We start from the raw sequence: 23,948 nt of genomic DNA on the forward strand, positions 1-23,948 counted from the left end.
GTCGGGGCTGATCAAGGCGCTTACGCTTTTCTTATGAAATCGCAGCTTTGTGTATAAATTTAGCCGAATTTACTGACAAATTGTCTACTGAGTGTCAATTCATTTATCTATATAGTTAAATCAATACAAAAATTAAAAAGAGGGTGAATAGGATGGAAGCAACACAGGGGAAAAGCTATCAAGAAACCGATGAGAAATATCTTTGGCATTCGATGCGGGGAGCAGGGACAAATCCAGCCAATTTAATTATTACGAAAGCAGCTGGGGCGTGGGTAACAGATATCAATGGGAAAAGCTATCTAGACGGGATGTCGGGTCTTTGGTGTGTAAATGTGGGTTATGGAAGGAAGGAACTCGCAAGGGCTGCCTTTGAACAGCTAGAAGAAATGCCTTACTATCCGTTGACACAAAGTCATTTACCCGCGATTAAATTAGCAGAGAAATTAAATGAATGGCTCGGGGACGATTATGTTATTTTTTTCTCGAATAGTGGATCGGAAGCGAATGAGGCTGCCTTTAAAATTGCCCGCCAATATCACCATCAAAAAGGAAGTCCAGGCCGATATAAGTTTATTTCCCGCTATCGCGGGTATCATGGGAATTCCATGGGGGCTCTAGCAGCAACAGGCCAAGCGCAAAGAAAATACAAGTATGAGCCATTAGGCCAGGGGTTTCTTCATGTCGCACCACCGGATCTTTACCGAAATCCAGCGGATCAAGAAACCCTAGCCAGTGCAGAAGAAATCAATCGTGTCATGACATGGGAGTTAAGCGAAACCATCGCAGGAGTCATCATGGAGCCGATTATTACCGGAGGTGGCATTTTGATGCCGCCTGATGGATACATGGCAAGGGTAAAAGAGATTTGCGAGGAGCACGGCGCCCTTCTTATTTGTGATGAGGTGATTTGTGGTTTCGGCCGGACCGGGAAGCCATTTGGATTTATGAATTATGGAGTAAAGCCGGATATTGTGACCATGGCCAAAGGAATTACGAGTGGCTACCTGCCATTATCCGCTACAGCTGTCAAAAGAGAGATTTATGAAGCATACGTGGGAAGTGAGGATTATGACCGCTTCCGTCATGTGAATACGTTTGGCGGCAGTCCAGCTGCCTGTGCCTTGGCGTTAAAGAATCTAGAAATTATGGAAAATGAAAACCTCGTCGAACGTTCTAAAGTATTAGGGGAACGGCTTTTAGAAGAACTAGCGGAGTTAACTGAACATCCAAATGTAGGAGATATCCGCGGCAGGGGACTTCTTGTTGGGATTGAGTTAGTCAAAGACAAAAAAACAAAGGAACCTATACCTGTTGAGCAGGTTAATAAAATAATCGCTCTTTGCAGAGAAAAAGGCCTATTACTTGGCAAAAACGGTGATACCGTTGCCGGCTACAATAACATTTTACAGCTGTCTCCGCCATTAAGCATTACCGAGGATGATTTTCACTTTATTGTAAAGTGTTTAAAGGAGAGTATTCTTGAATAACATGAAGCATGGGGACGGTTCTCGTGCTTCTGAGTAGGGGAAAAGTCCCCATGCCATTATGTTAATATGCGCGTTAAAACGTTTTTCATAACCCTCCCTTGCCCCCGTTGTTTTCACACTCTGTTAATGATTTAATAGGGTGGGGGAATGCCTCCTTGAAAGAGGGTTTTTTATGAGATTTTTAGACAAACTCTTGGCTCAGGAAATTGTGAATCGAACGATGGAAATTATCAACCGAAATATTAATGTCATGGATGCAAAAGGGATTATTATTGGATCAGGTGATAAGAAAAGAATAGATACGATTCATGAGGGTGCTGTAAGAGTGATAGCCACCAAGACAGGATTTGAGATCGGTGAAGACGAGGCGAAACAACTTCACGGAGTTAAGGCAGGAATTAACCTTCCAATTAAATTCCGTGACAAGATCGCCGGTGTCATTGGAATCACGGGAGCACCTGATGAAATTCGAAGCTACGGGGAATTGGTCAAAATGGCCGCAGAAATGATCCTTGAACAAGCAGTCTTAATAGATGAAATGCAGTGGGATGAACGATTAAAAGAAGAACTTACTGGTCAGCTGCTGCACGGTACAGATCAGTTAAACTCCCTTTATTTTGAAAGGGTAAAGCGGCTTGGAATAGATTTAGACCTCCCACGAGTTGCTATTCTTCTGACGGTTGAAAACAATCCGAAAGGATACAAATGGATCCGAGATAAATTAGATCAAGCTGACTTATATGTAATGCATCCGGATCATATGGTTCTATTAAAAAAAATAAGTATAAAAGAATTAGAATGGGAATCAGACAAAACCTTGCAGCAAATGGAAAAATGGGTTGGGGACTTAAAAAAATATCGAAAATTAGACTGTAAAATTGCTGTGGGCAGCTATCACCCAACCATTGATGGAATCGCTGAGTCTTACCGGAAGGCGGTCTATACTTCGACTGTTGGTGGAAAACTGGACCCACATAAAAAAATTTATTTTTATGAGGATTATAAGCTGCCTGTTTTTCTGGCGCGGGCCAATCAATATGGTATTGGCGAGGAGATTGGTCCTTATTTTGAACAATTAAAACAGCATGATAAAAAAGGAGAACTGCTAGAAACCTTAAGGGTGTATATTGAGGAGAATGGAGACAACCATAAAGTGATTGGCCGGCTATTTATCCATCGTAACACGCTCAGATACCGTTTGGACCGTATTACCGAACTAACAAACAAGGATCCCCGTAAAGTAAAGGATTTACTTGAGCTTTATCTATCTATTTTGCAAAATCAAGTGAAATGATTTGTGCAAATGCACAAAAAGACCTGGATAAACTAGGTCTTTTTTTTGATGGCCTGAACAATGTAAATCCTTTGTGAAACGCTTACAATCTAGATACAAACAACAAGGAGGTATAAACAAATGGATGCACCTATTCAAGTAAGCGCTTTAGGCGCCGTTGTCGCATTAGTTATTGCCATCGTTTTAATTTTAAAGAAAGTTTCTCCTGCCTATGGAATGATTGCTGGGGCGTTAGTCGGCGGTCTAGTTGGGGGAGTAGATATAACCAATACAGTAACCTTAATGATGGAAGGGGCTAAAGGTATTATTCCAGCCGTATTAAGGATTTTAGCGGCAGGGGTTTTAGCTGGCGTTCTCATCGAGTCTGGAGCTGCCGCCGTCATTGCTGAAACCATTGTTAAAAAACTGGGTGAAACGCGAGCGTTACTTGCTTTAGCGATTGCAACGATGATTTTAACGGCAGTAGGTGTTTTCATCGATGTAGCTGTAATTACCGTTTCTCCTATTGCTCTTGCGATTGCCAAGAGAGCTGGCATTTCAAAAACGGCTATTTTATTAGCCATGATCGGCGGAGGCAAAGCCGGTAACATTATGTCACCAAACCCGAATGCCATTGCCGCTTCGGATGCTTTTAAAGTTCCATTAACATCGATTATGGCTGCTGGAATCATTCCTGCCATTTTCGGGCTGGTTGTCACGTATTTCCTTGCTAAAAAACTAGTGAAAAAGGGTTCAACCGTTCAAGGACAAGAAGTTCAATCTCATAACAGCGGGCCGCTTCCTTCCTTTTTACCGGCTCTTATTGCACCGATTATAACGATTATTTTATTAGCCTTAAGGCCATTGTTCGATATTAGTATTGATCCGATGATTGCATTACCGATTGGGGGGATTATTGGCGCCATCGTGATGGGCAGAGGAAGAAAGGTGAACGAATATGCCATATCTGGCTTAGGGAAAATGTCCGGTGTGGCTATTATGCTTCTTGGAACAGGTACTCTTGCTGGAATTATTGCGAATTCTGGATTAAAAGATGTTTTAATAGAAGGATTAAATGCACTTGGACTCCCAGGGTATGTTCTTGCACCGGTATCCGGTATCTTTATGTCAGCCGCCACTGCTTCTACCACTGCAGGTACAGCTGTAGCGAGCCAAGTATTTAGTTCAACCATCTTAGGAATGGGTGTTTCGGCTATTGCTGGTGCCGCTATGATTCATGCTGGTGCAACTGTTTTAGATCACTTACCACATGGAAGCTTCTTCCATGCAACAGGCGGAAGCGTCAACATGGAAATTAAAGAACGTCTAAAAGTGATTCCATACGAAACGCTAGTCGGTTTAACATTGGCTATTATATCTACCTTAATATATGGTGTATTCCATTTATTTGGATAACATCCAATAGATTGGAGAGGGAAAACGATGAAAATAGTAATTGCACCAGATTCATTTAAAGAAAGTTTATCCGCCTTAGAAGCAGCGGAGTCGATTGAAAGAGGCTTCCAACGGGTCTTACCTGATGCTGAATATGTAAAAGTACCCATGGCTGACGGGGGAGAAGGGACGGTCCAGTCATTAGTAGACGCAACCGGGGGAGAAATTATTTCGAAAACTGTAACGGGGCCGCTGGGGGAACCAGTCGATGCTTTCTTTGGTATCCTTGGCAACCAAACAACGGCTGTGATTGAGATGGCTGCCGCTTCAGGTTTACACCTAGTACCTGCCGCGGATCGCAATCCTCTCGTGACAACGACTAGAGGGACAGGTGAATTAATTTCTGCTGCTCTTGACTACGGTGTGAACCATATTATTATTGGGATCGGCGGGAGTGCGACAAACGATGGCGGTGCTGGAATGGCAAAAGCCCTTGGAGCACGTCTGCTTGATAAGGACGGAATGGAAATAGGAGAAGGGGGCGGCGCTCTTTGCCACTTAGCCTCTATTAATCTATCGGACTTTGACCCGCGTTTAGCAACCATTAAAATTGAGGTAGCTTGCGATGTGGACAATCCGCTAACAGGCGAAAAGGGAGCATCTGCTATTTTTGGCCCGCAAAAAGGGGCTACACCAGAAATGATCGAACAGTTGGATAAAAATCTTAGTCATTATGCTGCCATTATAGAACGAGATCTTGGTAAAAAAATTGAGGATGTATCTGGTGCTGGCGCAGCTGGCGGTCTTGGAGGAGGATTACTAGCCTTTCTACCTTCAGAATTGAAGCGAGGCGTTGATATAGTGATTGAAGCCACCGGTCTATCACATATTGTTAAGGACGCAGATTTGGTCATCACTGGAGAAGGCAAGATTGACGGACAAACCATCTTTGGCAAAACTCCAATTGGGGTTGCTAAGACAGCTAAAAAATATGGAGTTCCTGTGATAGGGATTGCTGGAAACGTGTCGAAGGATAGTGCTGTTGTCCATGAATATGGGATTGATGCGATATTCAGCGTTGTCCCTGGGGTGATCTTATTAGAAGATGCTTTTAAGCATGCAGAAGAATACGTCGAGACAACCGCATCCAATATAGCTGCCGTTTTTAAAATGCATGGGGACGGTTCTCGTGCTTCCAAGTAGGGGACAAAAAACCAAAAGCCGAGTAAGACAATAACGGGAGAATTCGCAGCAACCCCATTGTTCAGTTTACCCCATCGTTTGTTCAAATTCATATTACGGATATTTGTAAAAGGTGACTTAGATCCCAATAGTAAGCAAATTGCCGATGAAACAATTAATGACAGTCGAAGACACGCTGAACAGTTAAGACATTTACTTCATTAAGAAATCAAGATAGAAAAGACCTTCAACCTTGTTGAGGGTCTTATTTAGTTTAATTACAGAGATAATTATCTGTATGGAAAGTGGTGGAAGGTTCCCCAACTTTCTTGTCTAGCAAACTGAGGATAGGCAGACATAAAGTGAATGATGATTAAAGATTGTTCTAGATTAGGGTATGCGTCGAATAAGAACCTATCACCGTATCGAATAGCTGTTAATGCAAGTGGTAATTCACGTTTAAATATTTCATTGCGTTTAGCAGATACATTTATGTTATATTCCCCCTGATCTATATATAAATAAACATAAAAATGCAAGGTACTTCCAACTTGTCTCCATACTCCTAATACTTCATCTCTATTAGGATTGATCTTTTCCCAGGCATAACGACTTCCAATGGTTAAAAATAGATCTCCAGTCATATCAGAGTGAGTGAGGGTGTAACATCTTGGAATAACAGGTTCCGTAGCAGTTACACCACTGCTGTATGCCACAAATAGTTTTTCAGGATTAAAATGGCTCAAGCAACCAACTCCAATCGGCCAGTTTTTTAATAAATATGTTCATTTTTATTTGTTCATTCGTGGACAGTCATAAGATTCAGTTAGCGCTCACTCTGGAATTCTAGAGGGACTGAAGGGGTTGGGGAGGCTAGAACATAATAAGTTTTCTTAACGGAAATAATAATGGAGTTGTCGAAATATAAAGAAAGTAGATTGACAAATTTAGGAATTCTATTAAACTAAAAATAGTTCTATCCTCAAATTCTTCTCTAAATATTCTTTTTATATTAGCTACTCTGCAAGTCTTTATTTGCCTTTTACTTTCTCCAATTAAAGCCACATTAGACCTCTTTTTTTCACTCGCATTAACACTCATTAATTATAAAAAATCTATCCGAAGTTATATGAATGTATGCAAAATTTGATAGTAGAAGAAATTGAGAAAAGAACGGTTTCCAAAATAGTTAAGGTTTGTCCACTAAAGGTTGCTGTAAAGACATGACCATTGGATAAGAGGTGGAATGCTATGGGATTTGAAAAAGAATACCAGGTCTTTTTGAATGCTCACTTGCAGGCAAGAACCGGTGAACGATTGAGGCGTTTACAAGAGGGTCACAATGAGGCTGAAATGTTGTTTTTAAAGCAGGTATGGTGGCCTTTATTTTACCATTTCCGATATCTTCATCCGGAATATGAAGTCAATGATTTCAAGGATGGCAAAAGATATTTGGATTTTGCTTATATTCGTCCCGCTATCCGAATTTGCTTTGAGGTTGACGGGTATGGCCCTCACCTAAAGAACATAAGCAGATGGCAATTTTCCGACAGCCTGGAACGCCAAAACCAGCTGGTGATTGACGGATGGACCGTGATCCGCTTTTCTTATGACCAAGTGAAAGAGAAGCCTCGTCGATGCCAGCAGATTGTGCAGCAAGTGATTGGGCGATGGCTGGGTGATGAACTGGATCAGACATCTCTGTCCTTTTTGGAGAAGGAAGTACTTCGGCTAGCGATTCGTAAAGGGGAAGCTATATCCCCTAAAGAAGTCGAGAAGTATTTGAAGTTAAGTGACAAGACGGTAAAAAAAATACTTTCTCAACTAGTCGATAAAAAGAGGCTGATTCCCGCATCTGGGATCAAGAGGGTCCGCTCTTATCGGTTGGGGGATCAGGTTAAGCACCCGATCTGATAAATAGACGGAGAAATTTCGCTTAATTAGTAATTAGCATTTAAAATAGCTTCAATAGACGGAGAGATTCCGCCTATTGAATCGAAACACGTGATAATGGGGGATTTTGCTTTACATAATCGGAAAACCTCCCCTTATATCCCCCGAAACGAGCTCTATTCTGCATCTAACCGAAAAACCTCCGCTTATTTTACTTTGCTGGTTACTTAATTAAGGACAAGATTCAAGAAGCCTCATTTAGATATATCATGGTGAACCGCATCATAAGTAAATGAGATTTTTCCAAAAATGGTAACAGCACCATCTTAATGAGTAGATAGGTACTGTTTTGAACTCTATTATTGACCATATCAGAGAGAGCATCCAACATCTCAATTTTCCAACTCTGTTTTATTTGGAAAAGTAAAGTCCGGAGAAAGGGGCGGCACCATATTGCTGTCTTGCGTTTTATTTTTATGTACTTTTTTAGATCGGTGGTTTTTGAAATGGCCTTCGATTATTGATTCAAGCTCCTTTTTCATCATATTAATGAGAAATATTAAAAAAAAGTAGGCAAACAGTGGATCTAAGACAATCCATGGAACCCTATAGAATTCTCGGTAGTTTTGACCAATTAATCCCGACCATTCCTTCGTAAGTGAACTAACTTGACCTGGAACGTTGTGAGCACCGATCCCCAAGCTCCCGAATTCCGCTGTACCGACAATTTCGTCAAGCGAGATACCCCCCAAGTAAATATTGAAGGTACCTAGGAACATAATCAACACCAACGTATTGAGTAATTGTTGAACAAATAGTAACAAACCATATGAGGACATAAAAGGCTTCAAATGCCTTTTTATGATATGAAAATGACCTGCCCCCATTAAATAGGAACTTTGGATAAAGGACTTTCCTTTTAGTTCTTGGATGATATCTGATGTACTAACAAGGACAGAAGGAACACCCACAATCACTAAAATGATCATCTGATAGGTAATGATGAACACTGTACCATCTTTTACATAGGTAGTTGATGTAGCTGTAATAAGTAATAACGTGAGAATAATATGCGGAATAATCCGAAATACAACAAACAAATCTTTTACAAGTGGCAAAAGTATCTTAAGCCAAAATGAAAAAATGATCCCGAGCAGACCGCCAATAAAAACCCTCAGTATGGTAATGCCAAAGGCAATAAGGATCGTATATTTCGCACCATAAATCATCATTAAAAGGATATCTGCTCCATTTCGGTCAGTACCAAGAATGAAATGTGATGAAGGCGGGAAAGGCGGCATCCCGATCATAACTCCATTTTCATCATGAAGGATTCGTGTTTTGTTAAAATCAGACGGGCCATATAGGGGATAGAGAAGGCTAATAAATAAGATAAGACTCAAGATTAACAAGCCAAAAAAAGTCTTTTTGTAGTTTAATATCCTCATATACTGTTATGTTCCTTTCTTTTCATCCTAATGGTTATAATCCAAGAAAGTAAATTTGATAGAATAACAGGAGCTGCAAAAAGCAGAAGACTTATCACATAGGGGACAATCCGCTTAGCAAAGAGAGATTTTACAATCCCAATATACCCATCTATATTAAATAAGTATTCTACTACTATAATATTCGTAAGGATATACCAGATAATTACCTTTAGATGAATGAGTAATAAAGGAATAATGTTACGTATGATATGTTTTAAATAAATGGTTCTGCGTGACAGGCCTTTTGCTCTTGCAAATACGACATAATCCTTTAACTCTTCATTCGAAAATTCTCTTAATAAAAACTGTATTAAGAAAAGGGCAGGGAGAAAGGAAGATACGAAAGCTGGTAAAAAATAAGGCTGTGTACTCATTCCGCCATATAATTGAAATAGTTTAATATCGTAAGTTCTATACAGATAGATGACTAAGTATTGTAACAAGAAGATGATTAATAGTTCAGGTGCACTTGTCGTGAAATCAATAAAACCTTTTAATCTTTTTCGGGCGGATGTGGGCAGCAGCATGATTGTGGTTGAAACAACCAGCCCCGCAATTACGGCAAATAAGAGGGCAAGTAATAAGATGCTCATTGTATAGTAATATTTATCAATGGTGGAGGCATTTAAATATTCAAATATATAGGGAACTTCGTCGATGATATGAAGAAACCAGCTTAGGTTACTTTTGGAGTACTCCCAATATAAGCTAATATCCATATCTATTCTTTTTTCCTTAGCATTAAATTGGAGAAATATGGGGATGTTCATCAAAAAGACAAAACCGGCAAAAATGGCCGTTACTTGTAGGGGGAGATATAATATTTTTTTAATCAAATTTATCCATCCTTACCAAAAGTATTCAATAATGTAATTATAATACAAAATAACCACATTTAGAATAAGTTACGGTGAACTGTACCTAACTTTACATTCCATGCTGTACGTAAAACACGAATATTTTCCAAAGAACTAGAATACTATTTTGGAAGGATTAAATCGGGAAAGCCGGAGCAATTTTAACCAAAAGAGGGTGGAAAATACATGGGACCCATTAGGAATTACTATCGTATTTTAGGCGTACCCTATAGTGCAACCTTTAGTGAGATTAAAGACGCTTATCGAAAAAAAGTAAAAGAAGTACATCCAGATAAAGATAAAGGGAATGCAGAACAGTTTAAAAGAGTAAAAGAAGCATATGAAATTCTTAAAAATGTTGAAAAAAGAAAGAAATATGACGATCTCCTTTTCAAAAAGGCTCCTAACATCACACATCATCTAAAACAGGAAGCTCCTGCCAAAACGAATTCCTCTATTAAAATAGTAAGTATACAGAAAAAAAATCGATCCCTTTCACCTGTACTCATACATACAGCGCTTCTTTTAATTGGAGTGTTTGGAAATGCTTATTTTAATAAAAGGAAGCATGGGGACGGTTCTTCTGCTTCTAAGTAGGAGAAAAAAATAATTTTAAGCCGGGGTATGAATTAAATAGCATCCACGTGAACCACGCTAAAGTTTTCGATCCTTGTCGCGCTTAGCACCTTTACTATTTTTAATAGATAGTGACTAACCTCCATAAATGAAACCATCATTTGTAAAATGGAATTATATAAAAATGAATGGAGGGTTTTTTTAACAGGACTGAAGAGTTTAGAATTAATCCTGGTAAACCATACCATAAATAGAGGCGGTTTTATATTAATTAACATCTAACCTACCAAAAGTACTATAGGAAGGACACTTTGCCGGTTGCTTTAAGAAAGTTTGTCCTTCATAGAGGGGGAATGAGGAGTGCTTTATTGAAATAGAAAAGGGGCTCCAAAAAGTAAGTCGAAACCCACTTTTCGGACGTCCCCGTCTCCCTTCAGTTATTGTTTATCCGTAGCAGTCCATAAAACCGCAGTCGGATTTTGGGCTGTTAAAACTTGTGTACCATGCCACTCCATCAAGGATGCTTGCGGTTTATAATCACTGTCCAGCATGAAGGCGCGATTGACATCTTTTACAGTGATTTGGTAATTCGCAGGTGGATTAATGGCATCGTTCGGATTGGAATCAAACGGAACAGCAATCGCTTGAATGCTCTCAATATCACTGGTGGTTGTTCCTGCAGGAAGTTCCACAGTGGTTGCTGCAGGATTGTCACGTGTTATTGACCAATCCGGAACGTTATGATTGGACATGTACAGCTTAGGATCTCCTTTTAATTTTACGCCAATCGCTGTTCCTACTCCTGCTGAACCATTCGCCGGTGAAGTCGTTTTGTTGAATTCTACATACAGGTAATTGCGTTGATCGGAAACTTCCTGTGAATCAGGGTTCGCCATTGGTTCGATTTTTCCTTCGCGAATCATTTCCTTTGCCATGACTTGATAGGACCATGGATTTTGATCCATTATGTATTCCCGAGTGCGATTGGAAGGAAGCTCTTGGGAAGCATTTAGGAAGAATCTGTATCCGCTCGTCGTATCCCCAGCCTTTACGGCACTAAAATTGTTATTGCTGGTAGATGTGTACATAAGAGGATGGTCTTGTTCTTTTAACCCGTCAAAATCAACTGTTCCGTGACCCGGTGATTGGTACTTTTCTGAAATTACCTTGTGATTTGGATCCAGTGTTACCCGATAAATCCACTCGATATCGGTTGTGCGGCCCCAACGTGCCATTAATGCAGGCGTATTTGTACCTCCATCCTCGTTTGAACAAATCACCGTATATTCAATGGTTATATTTCCATTTGCGTCCTTGGATTGGGTATGATACATCATAAGCGGCACATCGGTATAATTATTCTCATAAGCGCCAGGGATATTTGGCAGATTGCGGCCATATAGGATAGGTGAAAAACGATAGGCTAGTGCATCCTCAGAATCAGAAGTAACCACGTTTGTATCCATTTTTATAATATTGGCCTGTTTCGCTCCTTCTGGAGACTTGTCCAGATTAAGGGAAGCCTTCAATGTATGAACACCCGGATCCACGTGTCCAAGAGCTACCTTGTAAGTGAACTTTTGCTGTCCCATAAAGAGAACGATATCCTGGTTGTATTTTCCATCTAACGTTAACGTGATGACCGCTGATTCCTGCCCCTTCTTGCTCCAATCCACACCCGGAGCGATTGCAGTAAGATCAAGCAGTGCTTCACCTGAAGATGCAACTGTAAATGTTTTCTCTACTTGTTTATGTTCGGATTGGACTTGGGGAATGGACTCTGCCGCTACAAAGTTAAGCGGGATGGAGGACAGAGAGATCGATAGAGCTAGTCCGGCAGCTAATTTTCTTTTCTTTTTCATTATTTCCTCTCCTTTTTCATCTTGAATTGTCTACATAAATAAAAATAATTATTTTCTATTAAATTCACATGATCTGTGAGTTAAAGTTATGTAAAATAATGTAAAAGTTTTACTGTTTTTGCTTTTTGAATCAAAAAATAAGTTAAGAGAATCTTGACTTATAATCTATTTCATTGAATTCAACTTAGAGTAAACAAGCATATCAGAATAAATCTTAGGAAAAAATTAGAGTTGCTTTTAATGAATAATGGCTATATTATATGTTTAAGTAATTAAACGTTCAAACTTTTAAACATTAAAACATTTATATACATCTAATTATTAACTTATCAAAATGACAGGAGGATATAGAATGAATAAAACTGCTTTGATTACGGGTGCTACAAGTGGTTTAGGTTATGAGTTTGTAAAAATGTTTGCAGCAGATGGGTATGATTTAGTGCTAGTGGCCCGAAATAGAACCAAAATGGAAGAGATTAAAAATCAATACCCCAACTTAACAGTGACGGTAATCAATAAGGATTTAAGCCAGCCTCATGCAGCCAAAGAAGTTTATGAGGATGTAAAAGCAGCAGGGATTACAATAAATACCTTAGTGAATAATGCTGGTTTTGGTCTGATGGGTAATTTTGAAGAACTCGACATTCGAAAGCAATCTGAAATGATTCAATTGAATATTTCAGCTCTCACAGAATTAACCTACTATTTTTTGCCTGAACTAAAGAAAAACACTCATACCTCAAGAATACTTAATGTTGCAAGTACGGCTGCCTTTCAGCCTGGACCTTTAATGGCAGTTTACTATGCGACGAAAGCATATGTATTATCATTTTCAGAAGCCCTAGTCGAAGAATTGGCTGATACAGATGTAACGGTCACCACTCTATGCCCTGGAGCAACAAAGACAAGTTTTGCATCCATAGCGAATGTTGCAAATACAAAGATGTTTAGCAGGGCAATGTCATCAAATGAAGTCGCACAACAAGGCTACCGAGGATTGCTGGCTGGCAAGCGTGTAGTTATTACTGGAAGTGCAAACAAACTTGGAGCATACGCAGCGAAATTCCTTCCAAGAAGGTTTGCGGCTAAAATAGCTAAATATGTTGCGAAAGAAGCATAACTGCGATTTAATAATTGTTAAAAGAAGAAAAAAGGAGATCGTTCAATGGGGGAACAAGCAATTCAAGTTTTTCGTTCATGTATTCCGCTTTTTACTGCATTAAGTGACCCTGCTAGGCAAGATATTATTTTACTATTAGCGGAACAGGAAAACTTAAGTGTAAATGAAATTGCCGAACATTCCACATTATCACGGCCGGCTATCTCCCATCATTTAAAAATCCTGCGTGAACAAAATCTTGTGAAGATTGAACAAAAGGGCACACAGCGGTATTATTCGCTTTCCCTTGACAATTCGGTAGAATTATTAAAAAAACTCATTCATACTGTTGAAAATGAATGTCTATAGATAAAATACAAAAGTATTTATCAATACAAATACGGGGTAAAATTATTAAATTGAACAATTATCTAACCTAACCTAATGACGGTTATTATAAAGTTAAAAGCTGCGAGTTATTTAATAATATCGCAGCTTTTTTTTGTAATTTAAATTGTGATGCTTTATTTTTATAAAAATACTGGTTGCTCTATGCAGAGAAAAAGGCCTATTAATTGGCAAAAACGGTGATACTGTTGCCGGCTACAATAATATTTTACAGCTTTCTCCGCCATTAAGTATTACTGAGGATGATTACACTTTATTGTGGGGTGTTTAAAGGAAAGTATTCTTAACAATTAAACCAAGCTATTATGATTGGGATACTAGCAGGAAGCGGAAACAGTTTTCACGTAAGTTACTTTGGCAAACTCTCCGCTTTACTCTTCCGCATCTTCATCGTCCCAAAGGTCATAAAATGCTCCGCTTTCTTGGTGGGAAGTCGACAGACCTGGTTAACAAATAAATCTCCTATTGCCTTAAATTAATGAACAGTAATTAGTGTTTCCACTTTTCCTTCCTTGAACTCAAACCATTCCCTATTATTGGGGTAATTTAATCAATATTCCTTTTTTTTCTCATTCAAATCATCCCTAAATATTGGTTTATATTGCGGATTATTTCCAATTATTCCACATTTACTCTCATGCTATCCCTTATGTATGATAGAAATATAAACTAGTAGTTTTTCCACGGAAAGAGATTGCTAGAATACTAGTTTCATAATTTTATATCCGATTTAAGGGAGAGAAATGATCTTGAAACATGCAGTAAAGTGGATTCGCCCGTTTTTTTCAGTTGTTCTTCTGTTTAGCGTTCTATTAACGAGTCATTCGGTGGCTGGTGCGACGGGACTAATGCAGCCAGCGACAAGCGCCAATTTAAAAGGAATTGATGTATCGCATTGGCAAGGAACCATTGACTGGAATCAGGTTAAAAACTCAGGTATAGCCTTCGCATATGCAAAGGTTTCCCAAGGTACAACCTATACCGACCCTATGTTTTCTACTAATTTGCAGGGAGCAAGGGCAGCAGGGCTCCCTTTCGGTGCATACCACTATGCAAGTCCGAGTGCGCCATATAACCCTGACCAAGCAAAAGCCGAAGCGCAGTATTTCGTCGATGTCATGAAGAATGAGGGAATGGGTGATTTTGGGGATATCATGCCTGTTCTTGATTTGGAACAACCCGCTGCAACTGGTACGCTAACTTCCGATGAAATAGCCAGTTGGGCAAGAGTTTTTACCGATACGGTGAAGTCACTGACGAATCGCCAGGTAATGGTGTACACAGGTGATTGGTTTGTAGAGCAGTACAACGATTTTGGAGGTAAGCTTTCAGACCTTCCCGTTTGGATTGCTGCATGGACACGCTATGGCAATACTCAGCCACCAGCTGTTGGTGGGTGGACTCAATGGACGGCTTGGCAGTACAGTGACCAAGGGTCAGTCCCAGGAGTATCGGGATATGTAGATTTAGATTATGGTCCAACGTCAATTGATGCTTTGCGGGGTTACTTGACAAATGCTCCTTCAGTGCCTGCTGTTCCGAGTAACTTTACGGCTAATCCCACGGCTAATTCGGTCCAAGTAAGTTGGAGCCCATCTGCTAATGCGTCTTCTTATCAGTTGCAGCGAAATGGGAATATAGTATATCAAGGCACAGCAACAATCTTTACTGATACAGGACTCTTGGAGAATACTACTTATTCTTACACCCTTACCGCAGTGAATGATCAAGGGCAAAGCAGTCCGGTAAATCTACCCGTAACAACACAAGCTACTGCACAAACCGTGACCAATGTGATTGCTGACAAAAGCCAATATAATAGCGGCAATTATGCCAAACTAATCACTACAGCCAAAGACGGCAACGGTAACCCTTTAAGTGGAGCTACGGTAGCATTGACCGTGAAAAATCCAAGAGGCAGCATTACATCGGTTACCGGTAAAACAGATACAAATGGAACTTTTACTTATAATTACTTCATATCCAAAAATTTGCGTGGAACATTTAACGTTACCGTAACTACTACAATGGCAAACTACCATTCAAGCAGTGCAAGCACAACGTTTTCCTCTGTAAAGTAAATGGTAACATGAAGTCAACACGAACACCGATTAGCAGTTAAACAATCAGTATATGTAAAAGATAAGTTCGCAGTTGGAAGAGTTACAGTGAACAATTTCACGGTAAGCGAGGTTAATTATAGGATTATAAGGACCACTGACCCTCTTGAAAAGTTGAGAAGGAAGTGGTCTTTATTTGCTTTTTGAAATTTGCTATTCAAAATTTTATAGGTACCTTGCTCCTAGCGCTATCACCATTTTTCTTAGATGTTTGTAGACAATAATTCAGGAATAGAGTGTGTTTAGGTCACTTTTAATTAAACGTTTGTGTAAAGTGGAATTACGGAGAATTTTATAGAATCGTGTAGGTTCGAGAGAATGTTATCTGATTTTGTGGAAAGATGAATGTTTTTGTGTGAGATTTCATTTTCGACCTCGACAATCTTTTTTCACCCTTGGAAGGGGAATGATGAATAGACCAGTACTTGCAGCCATTTTAATTAAACGATTGAATAGTATGGCACATAGGGAATGAAGTCGTAAGGATGTCGTTTCGTGTAAATAGTTGTGACGTAGGGGGGCAGTTGGCTTGGAAGCGGCAGAACCGTCCCCATGATTCGGAAGCGGCAGAACCGTCCCCATGCTCCTTTATTGACTTGGATAAGGCTGGACTCTAAAATGTAACAGATAACACACTTAAAATAGTTATCAGGGGGAAGTGGGATTTGAAAATGAAGCAATATAATACTCGTGCCATTATGTCGTCGCTGCTCATTTGCGGTTTCGTTGGCATGTTCAGTGAGACGGCTCTTAACATTGCAATAAGTAATTTAATGGTCGTGTTCCAAATTTCGGCCGCTACCGCACAGTGGCTGACGACGGGGTTCCTGCTTACGCTTGGCATTTTGATGCCGATGACGGGGTTGCTCCTGCAATGGTTTACGACGAGGCAATTGTTTATCGGTTCCTTGGTGAGCTCGATCGCAGGTACATTGATTGCGGCGCTTGCGCTTAATTTCGAAATGCTTATGGTTGCCCGTGTTCTTCAAGCGGCCGGTATGGGCCTTTTGATTCCGCTCATGTTTAATACGATTCTAGTTGTCTATCCACCGGAGAAGCGTGGAGCGGCGATGGGTTTCGTCGGACTTGTGATTATGTTCGCACCAGCCATTGGTCCAACTGTTGCCGGTCTATTAATTGAATACTTAACATGGCATTACATCTTCTGGCTCTCTTTGCCATTTTTAATCATAGGGCTGTTGGTTGGGCTGAAGTTTTTGGAAAATGTTACTGAAGTTACGAAGCCTCGAATCGATTTGCTGTCTGTCGTATTATCAACGATTGGCTTCGGAGGGGTGGTCTTTGGTTTTAGTAAGGCGGGCGAGGGGGCTGAAAGCTGGACCAACCCAGCGGTAGTTTTCCCTATCGTTATCGGGCTGGTAGCACTCGTACTGTTCATTCTACGGCAGGTGTTTATGAATGAGCCGATGATGGACCTTGGTGTCTTTAAATACCCAATGTATAATGTGGGACTGCTTATGGTCCTTGCTTGTATGATGATTATCTTGTCCAGCATGATTATTCTGCCTATGTTTCTTCAAAACGGTATGAAGCTATCTGCTTTCACGGCTGGACTTATGCTGTTGCCAGGGAGTGCGCTAAACGGCATCCTGTCGCCGCGCATGGGGAGTTTGTTCGACAAATATGGGCCGAAGTGGCTTGTGATTTCAGGCCTTGTCATTGTGGCGATTATGTTATGGCTTCTCTCCGGCATTTCGTCCTCCTCTTCGATTGCCTTTATCGTCGCCTTGCATATCGGACTAATGGTCGGGATCTCCATGGTCTGGATGCCGGCGCAGACGAATGGTTTGAACCAGCTGCCGCCGGAGCTTTATCCGCACGGTACGGCAGTTATGAACACATTGCAGCAGGTGGCGGGTGCCATCGGAACAACGATTGCGATTATCATTCTAACGAGTGGCATGGAGAAGTATATGAGCGAATCGTCTGCTCCAACTAAACCGGCTGAGATGGCTAATGCCATGACGCTTGGCTCACAGAATGTGTTCTTGTTTGCCATGATTGTGACGCTGATCAGTCTGGTTCTTGCGTTCTTTATCCGCCGAGTCATCGTCAATCATGCCGCGATGAATTCTGTGCATTAATTTTTTAAAAGAGAGCCTGCAATGGTAACGGGTTCAGTTTTGAGGAAGAAAACATCCAATAACAAGCTAAAAGGGATACCAATTCACGTGTGAATTGGTATCCCTTATTTTTTGGTATAACAACGTTTTGGTTATTTTAGCACTAGAATTCACACTAGAATTCGCACACTAATTCACAATAGTCTAATGACTGGCAGACACCTGCGAATGAAAAAGGTGGGGGCTTCATCCTAGGTTATTTCACCAATGCTTTTTTCATTATTCAACAATTGTATCCCGTTAATTTAAGTAAATATTTTGGAAATCTTGGTAAATTTATATAGGGAAATATACATAAAGAAGGAGCATCTAAGAGATGAAAAAAGTATTATTATTTTGCTTCAGTACCATCTATTATATTTAAATCCTTCTTTAACTAAACTACCCGTTCGTATTAGCTTAAGTACAATATTTCACAAACTTTCTCTGTAGGATTGAGATAAGGAATCCATCTTTGACACCTTAAATTAATTGGTAAATTACACCAATCCCCAAAAAACACTACAAATTATTCAGGAAAATGTGCATAATTTATTAGGAAATATTTACATAAAAAGGGGAAAACATCATGAGGAATTTTCGTATTATTTTTATTGTGCTACTTGCTATGTTTACTATTTTATCTGGATGTGGTAAACAAAGCAGTGAAGAAAAAACAGAGGGAGAACAACACACGAAAAAAGCAAAAGCCGTTGCAACAGAACAAGCAACGGAAAAGGAAGTAAAAGCAAGTTTTGAGGTTAAACAGGATTTAACCAATTTTGCCGGTGAAGGGTTTACCAATACTGATCTAGAAGATGTTATTAAAAATATCAGTGTTACAGGAGATGATGGTATATTTGTAACATGGATTACCAGCAAAAATAACGGCTATCAGAATGAAATTTATACATCCATCGGTACCGGAGGGAAATGGGTGGTAAAAGATAAAAAGATAGCGGAGTTAGTTCAACAAAGCGACGATCCGTCGAGGAATGTATTAGGTTTTGAATCACACGGGAATCATGTTGCTTATGTGACGGGTGATAGTAGTCTTCATCTCATTACAATTAATAAAAACGGAAGCTCTGCGGATGAAATCATTAAGAAGCAGATAGGAAACTTATATGGGTTCGCCAAGACCACGAAAGGCGACGCTGTCATATTTACGGAACAATCTGATGACAATATTCATTTCTATTTGTTGGACGGCTCCAAGGAAGATGTGACCTTTAATGATAAATATGACATATATGCGCCAACGAATCCTGTTTTTATCGATTTTTCCAATAGCCGTCTTTACATTGGCGGAGGAGATCCGAATAAAGGCGATGTGACCCTCGTAAAGCAAGTAGATTTAAAAACGGGTGAACCCGTTTATGAAAATGGAGAAGACAAGGTGGTAGACCTTGACGGAATTATCATGGATAAGGACTTAGAGAATCGCTTAGTTGTAGCCAAATTAGATGGTAATGAATTAACCATCAGCAGGTATGATCAAGATTTAAATCTTCTGGATAAGTCTGCTCCAATCGGAGTGAGAGACGTTAGACTTGATGAAAAAGCTACACAGACGGTAACCAATCTCGACGATCTTACAGATTACTTCGCTCTTGGTTTGGATAGCAAAAAGGAACACATGCTTGTATTTTACGGGCTAACCGCATATGAAAGAAAACATATCCTTGAGTATGAAGTCGTATCATATTATTAATTTAAATTAAGGAAACGGAAATAATTTCCGTTTCTTTTTTTGATATTTTGTGTACTCTCGCAATAGCGTTGATATTAATTCGTTCCATCAAATCTTTGACCACACACTTGGTGAATAAAATCTAATCACAATCTTTGCAAAGCCTATTCTACACAATACAAATTCTCCTTTTTTTCTATCCTGCTACGTTACTTCAATAAGAAAAGCCTCCAGTATTGGAAGCCTTTGATCTCTTTATTTATAAATCTTTCTGGTCAACATTTAGTTCAATCAAATTACCATCTGGGTCTGCACAGAAAATTTGAGCGAATCCACTTTTTCCATATGGTTTTTCAATGATTTCAACTTTATTTTGTTTTAACCATGTAAGAGTGTCATAGTAGTTCTCGACTCTAAGAGCAAAGTGACCTTCTCTGCTAGATAAACTTTTATCTTGCCGAATCGTCTGTGAAGAGGGATCGACTATCAAGTGGATTTGCTTTCCCTCTATTTCATACCAGGCACCCGCAAAATCAAAATCAGGACGAGGAATTTCTTTTAAACATAAAGTATTCTCATAGAAATCTTTTGCTTTTTTCAAATTTGTGACAGTAAGACTTACATGATGGAGACATTTATATCTAATCAAAACCTTCACTTCTTTCATTTTAATTAATTTAATTTTTACTTTGACGTTTCCGACTAAGGTGAACAACTCGGACCGCAAACGAAGCACCTTGATTATGTAAATTAAATAATTCGACAACTAGATACATAATCCCTTTTCCACCTATACCGTTCCTTTAGCTGAATGCAGCAGCAACCTCCACTGTTGAACTAAACTAGCTAATAGGATGTTAATATTTTTCATTAAAAAACGAAAAAATAAATGCTATACGAGATCTGCGTCCCAACCAGCCTCAAACATGTTTCTACAAGTAGGGGGCGGACAGTTTGGTTGACGGGATCATGTCGCACGCACCCGTCCGTCCTACCTTTGGCTACTGATATAATAGAATCTATTAAAAAAAGGTCAACCAGTATAATAAACTGGTTAACCTTATAGCACGAACGCTACCCGTTAGTTGAAGTGTACCACTTCACAAATATTCTTTTCCGCTAAACTCTAAAAGATTTAAACCCTCGGATGCCTCTGGTGCTTCAAAAAATTTAGTAACGTGAATAAACACCGCCTCCGTGTCAAATGCTGCTCTTTCGGGTTGTTCGTTACGCCTTTGTGCAATTTGGCGTAAGCATTGCTCGTTATTTAGATTAAGGAAAATTAGTTGATGGCTTGCATCGATCTCTGATGCCATATCCAAAAACCACTTTCGCAGTTTTTGAGTGTTAGCTGGAAAATCCATCACTACATCTGTACCGACACTTAATATGTTTTGGACATGCTTTTTCACCAACGGCTTGAGCTGCGCAGAGAATTTTAGATAGTCCTCAAATGATGCAATCTGATTGGGATAAAGAGATGAAAGCCATTCATCCTCAGACAACAGTACGGCATGTTTATCTATCGCCAATTGTTTTGATTTAGTTGATTTTCCAGCTCCCATTTTTCCACAGAAAAAGTATAGCGTCCCCAATTGTTTCATACTTTTTACCCCCGCGCTTATTTTAGTTTAAACTCTTTCCTTCGTTAGTTCCCATAGACATTCTTCTCTATTAATATTTACACGTTAAGATTTATATCCAATTTACTTATTCTACCAATTTCATTTATATTCCTTCTTTAACAAACCTACCCAGTTAGTTCAATAACGGTAATAAAAGAGGACTGCCGAAACAGTCCAATTGTTGTAAAACTTAAATAAGGGCAACCTTTCTTCTGTAATTTATCTATTTTTTCCTCAATTCGTTTCAATTGATTTTTTCGATTGCTATTTTATTTGTTACAGTTAACAGTAAAATTTTTATCAAAATCTACAGTTGTTTCACCGTTAGCATTAATAGTAACATGGACAACTTGGTGTACTAGATAATTAGGTGTTTGACCCTGACCAATTACTCTGTAGTTATTCACAAAAGTGTATTCATAAGGACCTGCCCCTTTGATGTGCTCAGTCCATCTAGTTACCCCTGTCGCATGAAGTGTTTCACCATTCGGTGCGATTCCAGTAACATTTTGGGGATTAAAGTGAAACTCAAGTAAAGTTGCTTTATTATCTACCAAAGTAACATGAGTTTGTGCGTGAAGAGTACCAACAAGCCTTATCAGTTCTTCATTGCAATAGAAGAAAGTAGAGTCATCCAAATGTCTTTTTACATTGGTTGTAACAGTAGTTGAAGGCATTTAGGTTCCTCCTTTCATTATAAGATAGGTTTCATGGTTGGTTATTTTAAACCTTGCCATCAGACAATATTGAAAAGGTATAAAATCCCTTCCATTTAAAACCTACTATATTAAATGAAAAAGTATAAAAATTTGAAATGGACAAGCATCTATTAATGAGAAGAACTTACTATCAAATCAAACAAAACAGAATTTATTTGTTCAATTTTTATGAAAAAAATATAAAGAAAAATAGGAAGTTAGCAGGAAAAATCCAACCGCGAAAAACGAGAAAAATGTTGAGTTTATAAGTCTATCAGATGATTTTCCTATTAATTTGTACCTAATTGTACCAAAGTGAAAGAGACTCTTCTTTACAATTATTTACATTCACTTAAAATTCCCCCTCTATAATGGACACCAAGATTAAAATTTGATTAAAAAAGAGGGGATGTACATAATGCGTGAGATGCCTTTGAATGAATGGATGAAAAACCTCGGAATGGACAGGTTACACAAAAATATGGATCGCCGGAGATTTTTACATGGTGCAAGCAAAATTGCAGGACTATCACTGGGACTAGCACTCGCCCAGTCCGTGGGTGGGTTTGAAGTGAACGCCGATCCGTCTTTCAGTGACTATCCATTTACACTTGGCGTTGCCTCTGGTGACCCACTTTCCGATAGTGTCGTTTTGTGGACAAGACTCGCTCCGGATCCATTAAATGGCGGGGGGATGCCGCCGCATTCGGTACCAGTCAAATGGGAGCTGGCAACGGATCCGTATTTCCGAAATATCATCCAACGAGGAACCGAACTTGCTAGTCCTGAACTCGGTCATTCTGTCCATGTGGAAGTGACTGGATTAAAAGTGAACCATATCTATTATTATCGTTTTAAAAGCGGCAATGAAATAAGTCCTGTTGGAAAAACAAAAACCCTTCCTCCAGCAGGGACAAGTGTCTCGGAACTTAAATTTGCTTTTGTTTCCTGCCAGCAATTTGAACATGGATTCTTCACAGCTTTTCAGCATTTAGCGAAAGAGGATCTTGACCTTGTCTTCCATCTGGGAGATTACATCTATGAGTACGGAGCAAATGAATATATTGCTTCCACAGGAAATGTGCGAACTCATAGTGGTCCGGAAATCAAAACCCTTATGGATTACCGAAACCGATATGCCCAGTATCGCTCTGATGAGCATCTTAGAGCTGCTCACGCCGCCTTCCCATGGATTGTGACATGGGATGACCATGAGGTGGAAAACAATTACGCGAACGTAATTCCAGAAAAGGGCCAGTCTGTTGAAGAATTTATTATCCGAAGAGCTGCCGCCTACCAGGCTTACTATGAGCATATGCCGCTTCGAAAATCAATCGTGCGTCAAGGGGCAGATATGAAAATCTATCGCGATTTCGAATATGGCGATCTTGCCTCCTTCTTTGTTCTCGATACACGCCAATACCGCGACGACCAGGCAAACGGGGACAAAAGCTCCCCTCAGACCGCTGAATCTCTTGATCCAAAGCGCACCCTGATGGGAAGGGAACAAGAACAATGGTTATTTGGTAAACTTGATGGCTCGAAGGCGGCATGGAATGTCCTTGCCCAGCAAATTTTCTTTGCCGAGAGGAATTACGGAACGGCGACTAGTCCTAAATACAGCATGGATGCATGGGATGGTTATCCTGCTGCACGTCAGCATGTGTTGGATTATGCAAAATCCAAACAGCTAAACAACATGATTGTCTTGACGGGAGATGTGCATGCGAGTTGGGCATCCAATTTAATCGAGGATTTCGATCATCCAAACTCAAGGATCTTTGGGGCTGAATTCGTCGGTACGTCCATCACTTCAGGTGGTAATGGAGCGGATAAGCGGGCAGATACGGACAAAATTTTAGGATTGAACCCGCATATTAAATTCTTTAATGATTATCGTGGCTATGTTCGCTGCCGGGTGACACCAGACCGCTGGCAGACAGACTACCGAGTGGTTCCATATGTGTCCAAACCTGGAGCTGACGTATCGACACGTGCATCGTTCGTTTTTGAAAAAAATGGACAGGGACTAAAACAGGTATCAACCACTGAAGTACCATTAGGCTTACAGCTTTCAACAGAGGTGGAAGAAGACCGAAATAAGGCTCATAGCCGTGCCCATCAAAAGCAATTAGAAAAAAAGGGAGTTAAAGTTCCAAATTAACCT

At 39.8% G+C, this 23,948-nt stretch carries 20 protein-coding genes; 13 read left to right on the forward strand and 7 right to left on the reverse strand.

The annotated features are described in order from the left end of the window. Nucleotides 1-152: 152 nt before the first annotated feature. From CVD27_RS14910 to CVD27_RS14925, 4 genes are all read left to right on the forward strand, one after another. Complete coding sequence (locus CVD27_RS14910; RefSeq protein ID WP_101648703.1) at nucleotides 153-1,487, forward strand: aspartate aminotransferase family protein; 1,335 nt, start codon at nucleotides 153-155, stop codon at nucleotides 1,485-1,487. 172 nt (nucleotides 1,488-1,659) lie between these two features. Beyond that, the gene (locus CVD27_RS14915) at nucleotides 1,660-2,781 is read left to right on the forward strand and encodes a sugar diacid recognition domain-containing protein (protein WP_101648704.1); all 1,122 of its coding nucleotides are present in this window, start codon (nucleotides 1,660-1,662) and stop codon (nucleotides 2,779-2,781) included. Between the two features lie 120 nt (nucleotides 2,782-2,901). Continuing rightward, nucleotides 2,902-4,176 (forward strand): GntP family permease, encoded by a 1,275-nt coding sequence (locus tag CVD27_RS14920; RefSeq protein WP_101648705.1) that lies wholly within the window; start codon nucleotides 2,902-2,904, stop codon nucleotides 4,174-4,176. Between the two features lie 27 nt (nucleotides 4,177-4,203). After that, the gene (locus CVD27_RS14925; protein ID WP_101648706.1) at nucleotides 4,204-5,358 is read left to right on the forward strand and encodes a glycerate kinase; all 1,155 of its coding nucleotides are present in this window, start codon (nucleotides 4,204-4,206) and stop codon (nucleotides 5,356-5,358) included. A gap of 269 nt (nucleotides 5,359-5,627) precedes the next feature. Here CVD27_RS14925 and CVD27_RS14930 read toward each other — a convergent pair whose 3' ends face one another. Then, nucleotides 5,628-6,083: a staygreen family protein gene (locus CVD27_RS14930; RefSeq protein ID WP_101648707.1), complete on the reverse strand. Its 456-nt coding sequence runs from the start codon at nucleotides 6,081-6,083 to the stop codon at nucleotides 5,628-5,630. Nucleotides 6,084-6,567: 484 nt separating this feature from the next. On the opposite strand from CVD27_RS14930, the gene CVD27_RS14940 reads away from it, so the two are divergent. Then, nucleotides 6,568-7,251 carry a DNA-binding response regulator gene (locus tag CVD27_RS14940; protein ID WP_308301799.1) on the forward strand — a complete coding sequence of 228 codons (684 nt, stop codon included), beginning with the start codon at nucleotides 6,568-6,570 and terminating at the stop codon, nucleotides 7,249-7,251. Between the two features lie 371 nt (nucleotides 7,252-7,622). Here CVD27_RS14940 and CVD27_RS14945 read toward each other — a convergent pair whose 3' ends face one another. Continuing rightward, entirely contained in the window at nucleotides 7,623-8,633 is a 1,011-nt protein-coding gene (locus CVD27_RS14945) for an ABC transporter permease (protein WP_142384102.1), read from the reverse strand. A gap of 41 nt (nucleotides 8,634-8,674) precedes the next feature. Continuing rightward, nucleotides 8,675-9,556 carry an ABC transporter permease subunit gene (locus tag CVD27_RS14950; RefSeq protein WP_101648711.1) on the reverse strand — a complete coding sequence of 294 codons (882 nt, stop codon included), beginning with the start codon at nucleotides 9,554-9,556 and terminating at the stop codon, nucleotides 8,675-8,677. Nucleotides 9,557-9,763: 207 nt separating this feature from the next. Between CVD27_RS14950 and CVD27_RS14955 the strand changes: the two genes are divergently transcribed. Then, nucleotides 9,764-10,174, forward strand: a complete 411-nt coding sequence (locus CVD27_RS14955) for a J domain-containing protein (RefSeq protein WP_101648712.1) — start codon at nucleotides 9,764-9,766, stop codon at nucleotides 10,172-10,174. Nucleotides 10,175-10,590: 416 nt separating this feature from the next. On the opposite strand, the gene CVD27_RS14960 is transcribed toward CVD27_RS14955, so the two are convergent. After that, nucleotides 10,591-12,015 carry a hypothetical protein gene (locus tag CVD27_RS14960; RefSeq protein ID WP_101648713.1) on the reverse strand — a complete coding sequence of 475 codons (1,425 nt, stop codon included), beginning with the start codon at nucleotides 12,013-12,015 and terminating at the stop codon, nucleotides 10,591-10,593. Nucleotides 12,016-12,367: 352 nt separating this feature from the next. Between CVD27_RS14960 and CVD27_RS14965 the strand changes: the two genes are divergently transcribed. The 6 genes from CVD27_RS14965 (at nucleotide 12,368) to CVD27_RS14985 (ending at nucleotide 19,479) form a co-directional block, all read left to right on the forward strand. After that, complete coding sequence (locus CVD27_RS14965) at nucleotides 12,368-13,135, forward strand: SDR family NAD(P)-dependent oxidoreductase (protein ID WP_101648714.1); 768 nt, start codon at nucleotides 12,368-12,370, stop codon at nucleotides 13,133-13,135. 45 nt (nucleotides 13,136-13,180) lie between these two features. Next, on the forward strand, nucleotides 13,181-13,483 hold the full coding sequence (locus CVD27_RS14970; protein ID WP_101648715.1) for an ArsR/SmtB family transcription factor: 303 nt from the start codon (nucleotides 13,181-13,183) through the stop codon (nucleotides 13,481-13,483). Nucleotides 13,484-14,271: 788 nt separating this feature from the next. Continuing rightward, the gene (locus tag CVD27_RS14975) at nucleotides 14,272-15,603 is read left to right on the forward strand and encodes a GH25 family lysozyme (protein ID WP_180960294.1); all 1,332 of its coding nucleotides are present in this window, start codon (nucleotides 14,272-14,274) and stop codon (nucleotides 15,601-15,603) included. A 524-nt stretch (nucleotides 15,604-16,127) separates the two neighbouring features. Next, the gene (locus CVD27_RS28755) at nucleotides 16,128-16,259 is read left to right on the forward strand and encodes a hypothetical protein (protein WP_257984369.1); all 132 of its coding nucleotides are present in this window, start codon (nucleotides 16,128-16,130) and stop codon (nucleotides 16,257-16,259) included. 54 nt (nucleotides 16,260-16,313) lie between these two features. Next, nucleotides 16,314-17,747, forward strand: coding sequence for an MDR family MFS transporter (locus CVD27_RS14980; protein WP_101648729.1), 1,434 nt, complete (start codon nucleotides 16,314-16,316; stop codon nucleotides 17,745-17,747). 607 nt (nucleotides 17,748-18,354) lie between these two features. Further along, complete coding sequence (locus CVD27_RS14985; protein WP_101648717.1) at nucleotides 18,355-19,479, forward strand: hypothetical protein; 1,125 nt, start codon at nucleotides 18,355-18,357, stop codon at nucleotides 19,477-19,479. 238 nt (nucleotides 19,480-19,717) lie between these two features. Here the strand turns inward: CVD27_RS14985 and CVD27_RS14990 are convergent, their stop codons facing one another. From CVD27_RS14990 to CVD27_RS15000, 3 genes are all read right to left on the reverse strand, one after another. Then, nucleotides 19,718-20,107, reverse strand: a complete 390-nt coding sequence (locus CVD27_RS14990; RefSeq protein ID WP_101648730.1) for a VOC family protein — start codon at nucleotides 20,105-20,107, stop codon at nucleotides 19,718-19,720. 451 nt (nucleotides 20,108-20,558) lie between these two features. Beyond that, nucleotides 20,559-21,062 carry an AAA family ATPase gene (locus CVD27_RS14995; protein WP_101648718.1) on the reverse strand — a complete coding sequence of 168 codons (504 nt, stop codon included), beginning with the start codon at nucleotides 21,060-21,062 and terminating at the stop codon, nucleotides 20,559-20,561. 290 nt (nucleotides 21,063-21,352) lie between these two features. Beyond that, nucleotides 21,353-21,760: a hypothetical protein gene (locus tag CVD27_RS15000; protein ID WP_101648719.1), complete on the reverse strand. Its 408-nt coding sequence runs from the start codon at nucleotides 21,758-21,760 to the stop codon at nucleotides 21,353-21,355. A gap of 439 nt (nucleotides 21,761-22,199) precedes the next feature. On the opposite strand from CVD27_RS15000, the gene CVD27_RS15005 reads away from it, so the two are divergent. Then, the gene (locus CVD27_RS15005; RefSeq protein WP_101648720.1) at nucleotides 22,200-23,945 is read left to right on the forward strand and encodes an alkaline phosphatase D family protein; all 1,746 of its coding nucleotides are present in this window, start codon (nucleotides 22,200-22,202) and stop codon (nucleotides 23,943-23,945) included. Nucleotides 23,946-23,948: the final 3 nt, after the last annotated feature.

Source organism: Neobacillus cucumis (genome assembly GCF_002860255.1).
Taxonomy (GTDB): Bacteria; Bacillota; Bacilli; order Bacillales; family Cytobacillaceae; genus Neobacillus; species Neobacillus cucumis_A.

Coding starts and splice junctions, on each gene's coding strand:
- CVD27_RS14910 (WP_101648703.1), top strand. CDS start 153: ATGGAAGCAACACAGGGGAAAAGCTATCAAGAAACCGATGAGAAATAT.
- CVD27_RS14915 (WP_101648704.1), top strand. CDS start 1,660: ATGAGATTTTTAGACAAACTCTTGGCTCAGGAAATTGTGAATCGAACG.
- CVD27_RS14920 (WP_101648705.1), top strand. CDS start 2,902: ATGGATGCACCTATTCAAGTAAGCGCTTTAGGCGCCGTTGTCGCATTA.
- CVD27_RS14925 (WP_101648706.1), top strand. CDS start 4,204: ATGAAAATAGTAATTGCACCAGATTCATTTAAAGAAAGTTTATCCGCC.
- CVD27_RS14955 (WP_101648712.1), top strand. CDS start 9,764: ATGGGACCCATTAGGAATTACTATCGTATTTTAGGCGTACCCTATAGT.
- CVD27_RS14960 (WP_101648713.1), bottom strand. CDS start 12,015: ATGAAAAAGAAAAGAAAATTAGCTGCCGGACTAGCTCTATCGATCTCT.
- CVD27_RS14965 (WP_101648714.1), top strand. CDS start 12,368: ATGAATAAAACTGCTTTGATTACGGGTGCTACAAGTGGTTTAGGTTAT.
- CVD27_RS14970 (WP_101648715.1), top strand. CDS start 13,181: ATGGGGGAACAAGCAATTCAAGTTTTTCGTTCATGTATTCCGCTTTTT.
- CVD27_RS28755 (WP_257984369.1), top strand. CDS start 16,128: ATGTCGTTTCGTGTAAATAGTTGTGACGTAGGGGGGCAGTTGGCTTGG.
- CVD27_RS14980 (WP_101648729.1), top strand. CDS start 16,314: ATGAAGCAATATAATACTCGTGCCATTATGTCGTCGCTGCTCATTTGC.
- CVD27_RS14985 (WP_101648717.1), top strand. CDS start 18,355: ATGAGGAATTTTCGTATTATTTTTATTGTGCTACTTGCTATGTTTACT.
- CVD27_RS14995 (WP_101648718.1), bottom strand. CDS start 21,062: ATGAAACAATTGGGGACGCTATACTTTTTCTGTGGAAAAATGGGAGCT.
- CVD27_RS15000 (WP_101648719.1), bottom strand. CDS start 21,760: ATGCCTTCAACTACTGTTACAACCAATGTAAAAAGACATTTGGATGAC.
- CVD27_RS15005 (WP_101648720.1), top strand. CDS start 22,200: ATGCGTGAGATGCCTTTGAATGAATGGATGAAAAACCTCGGAATGGAC.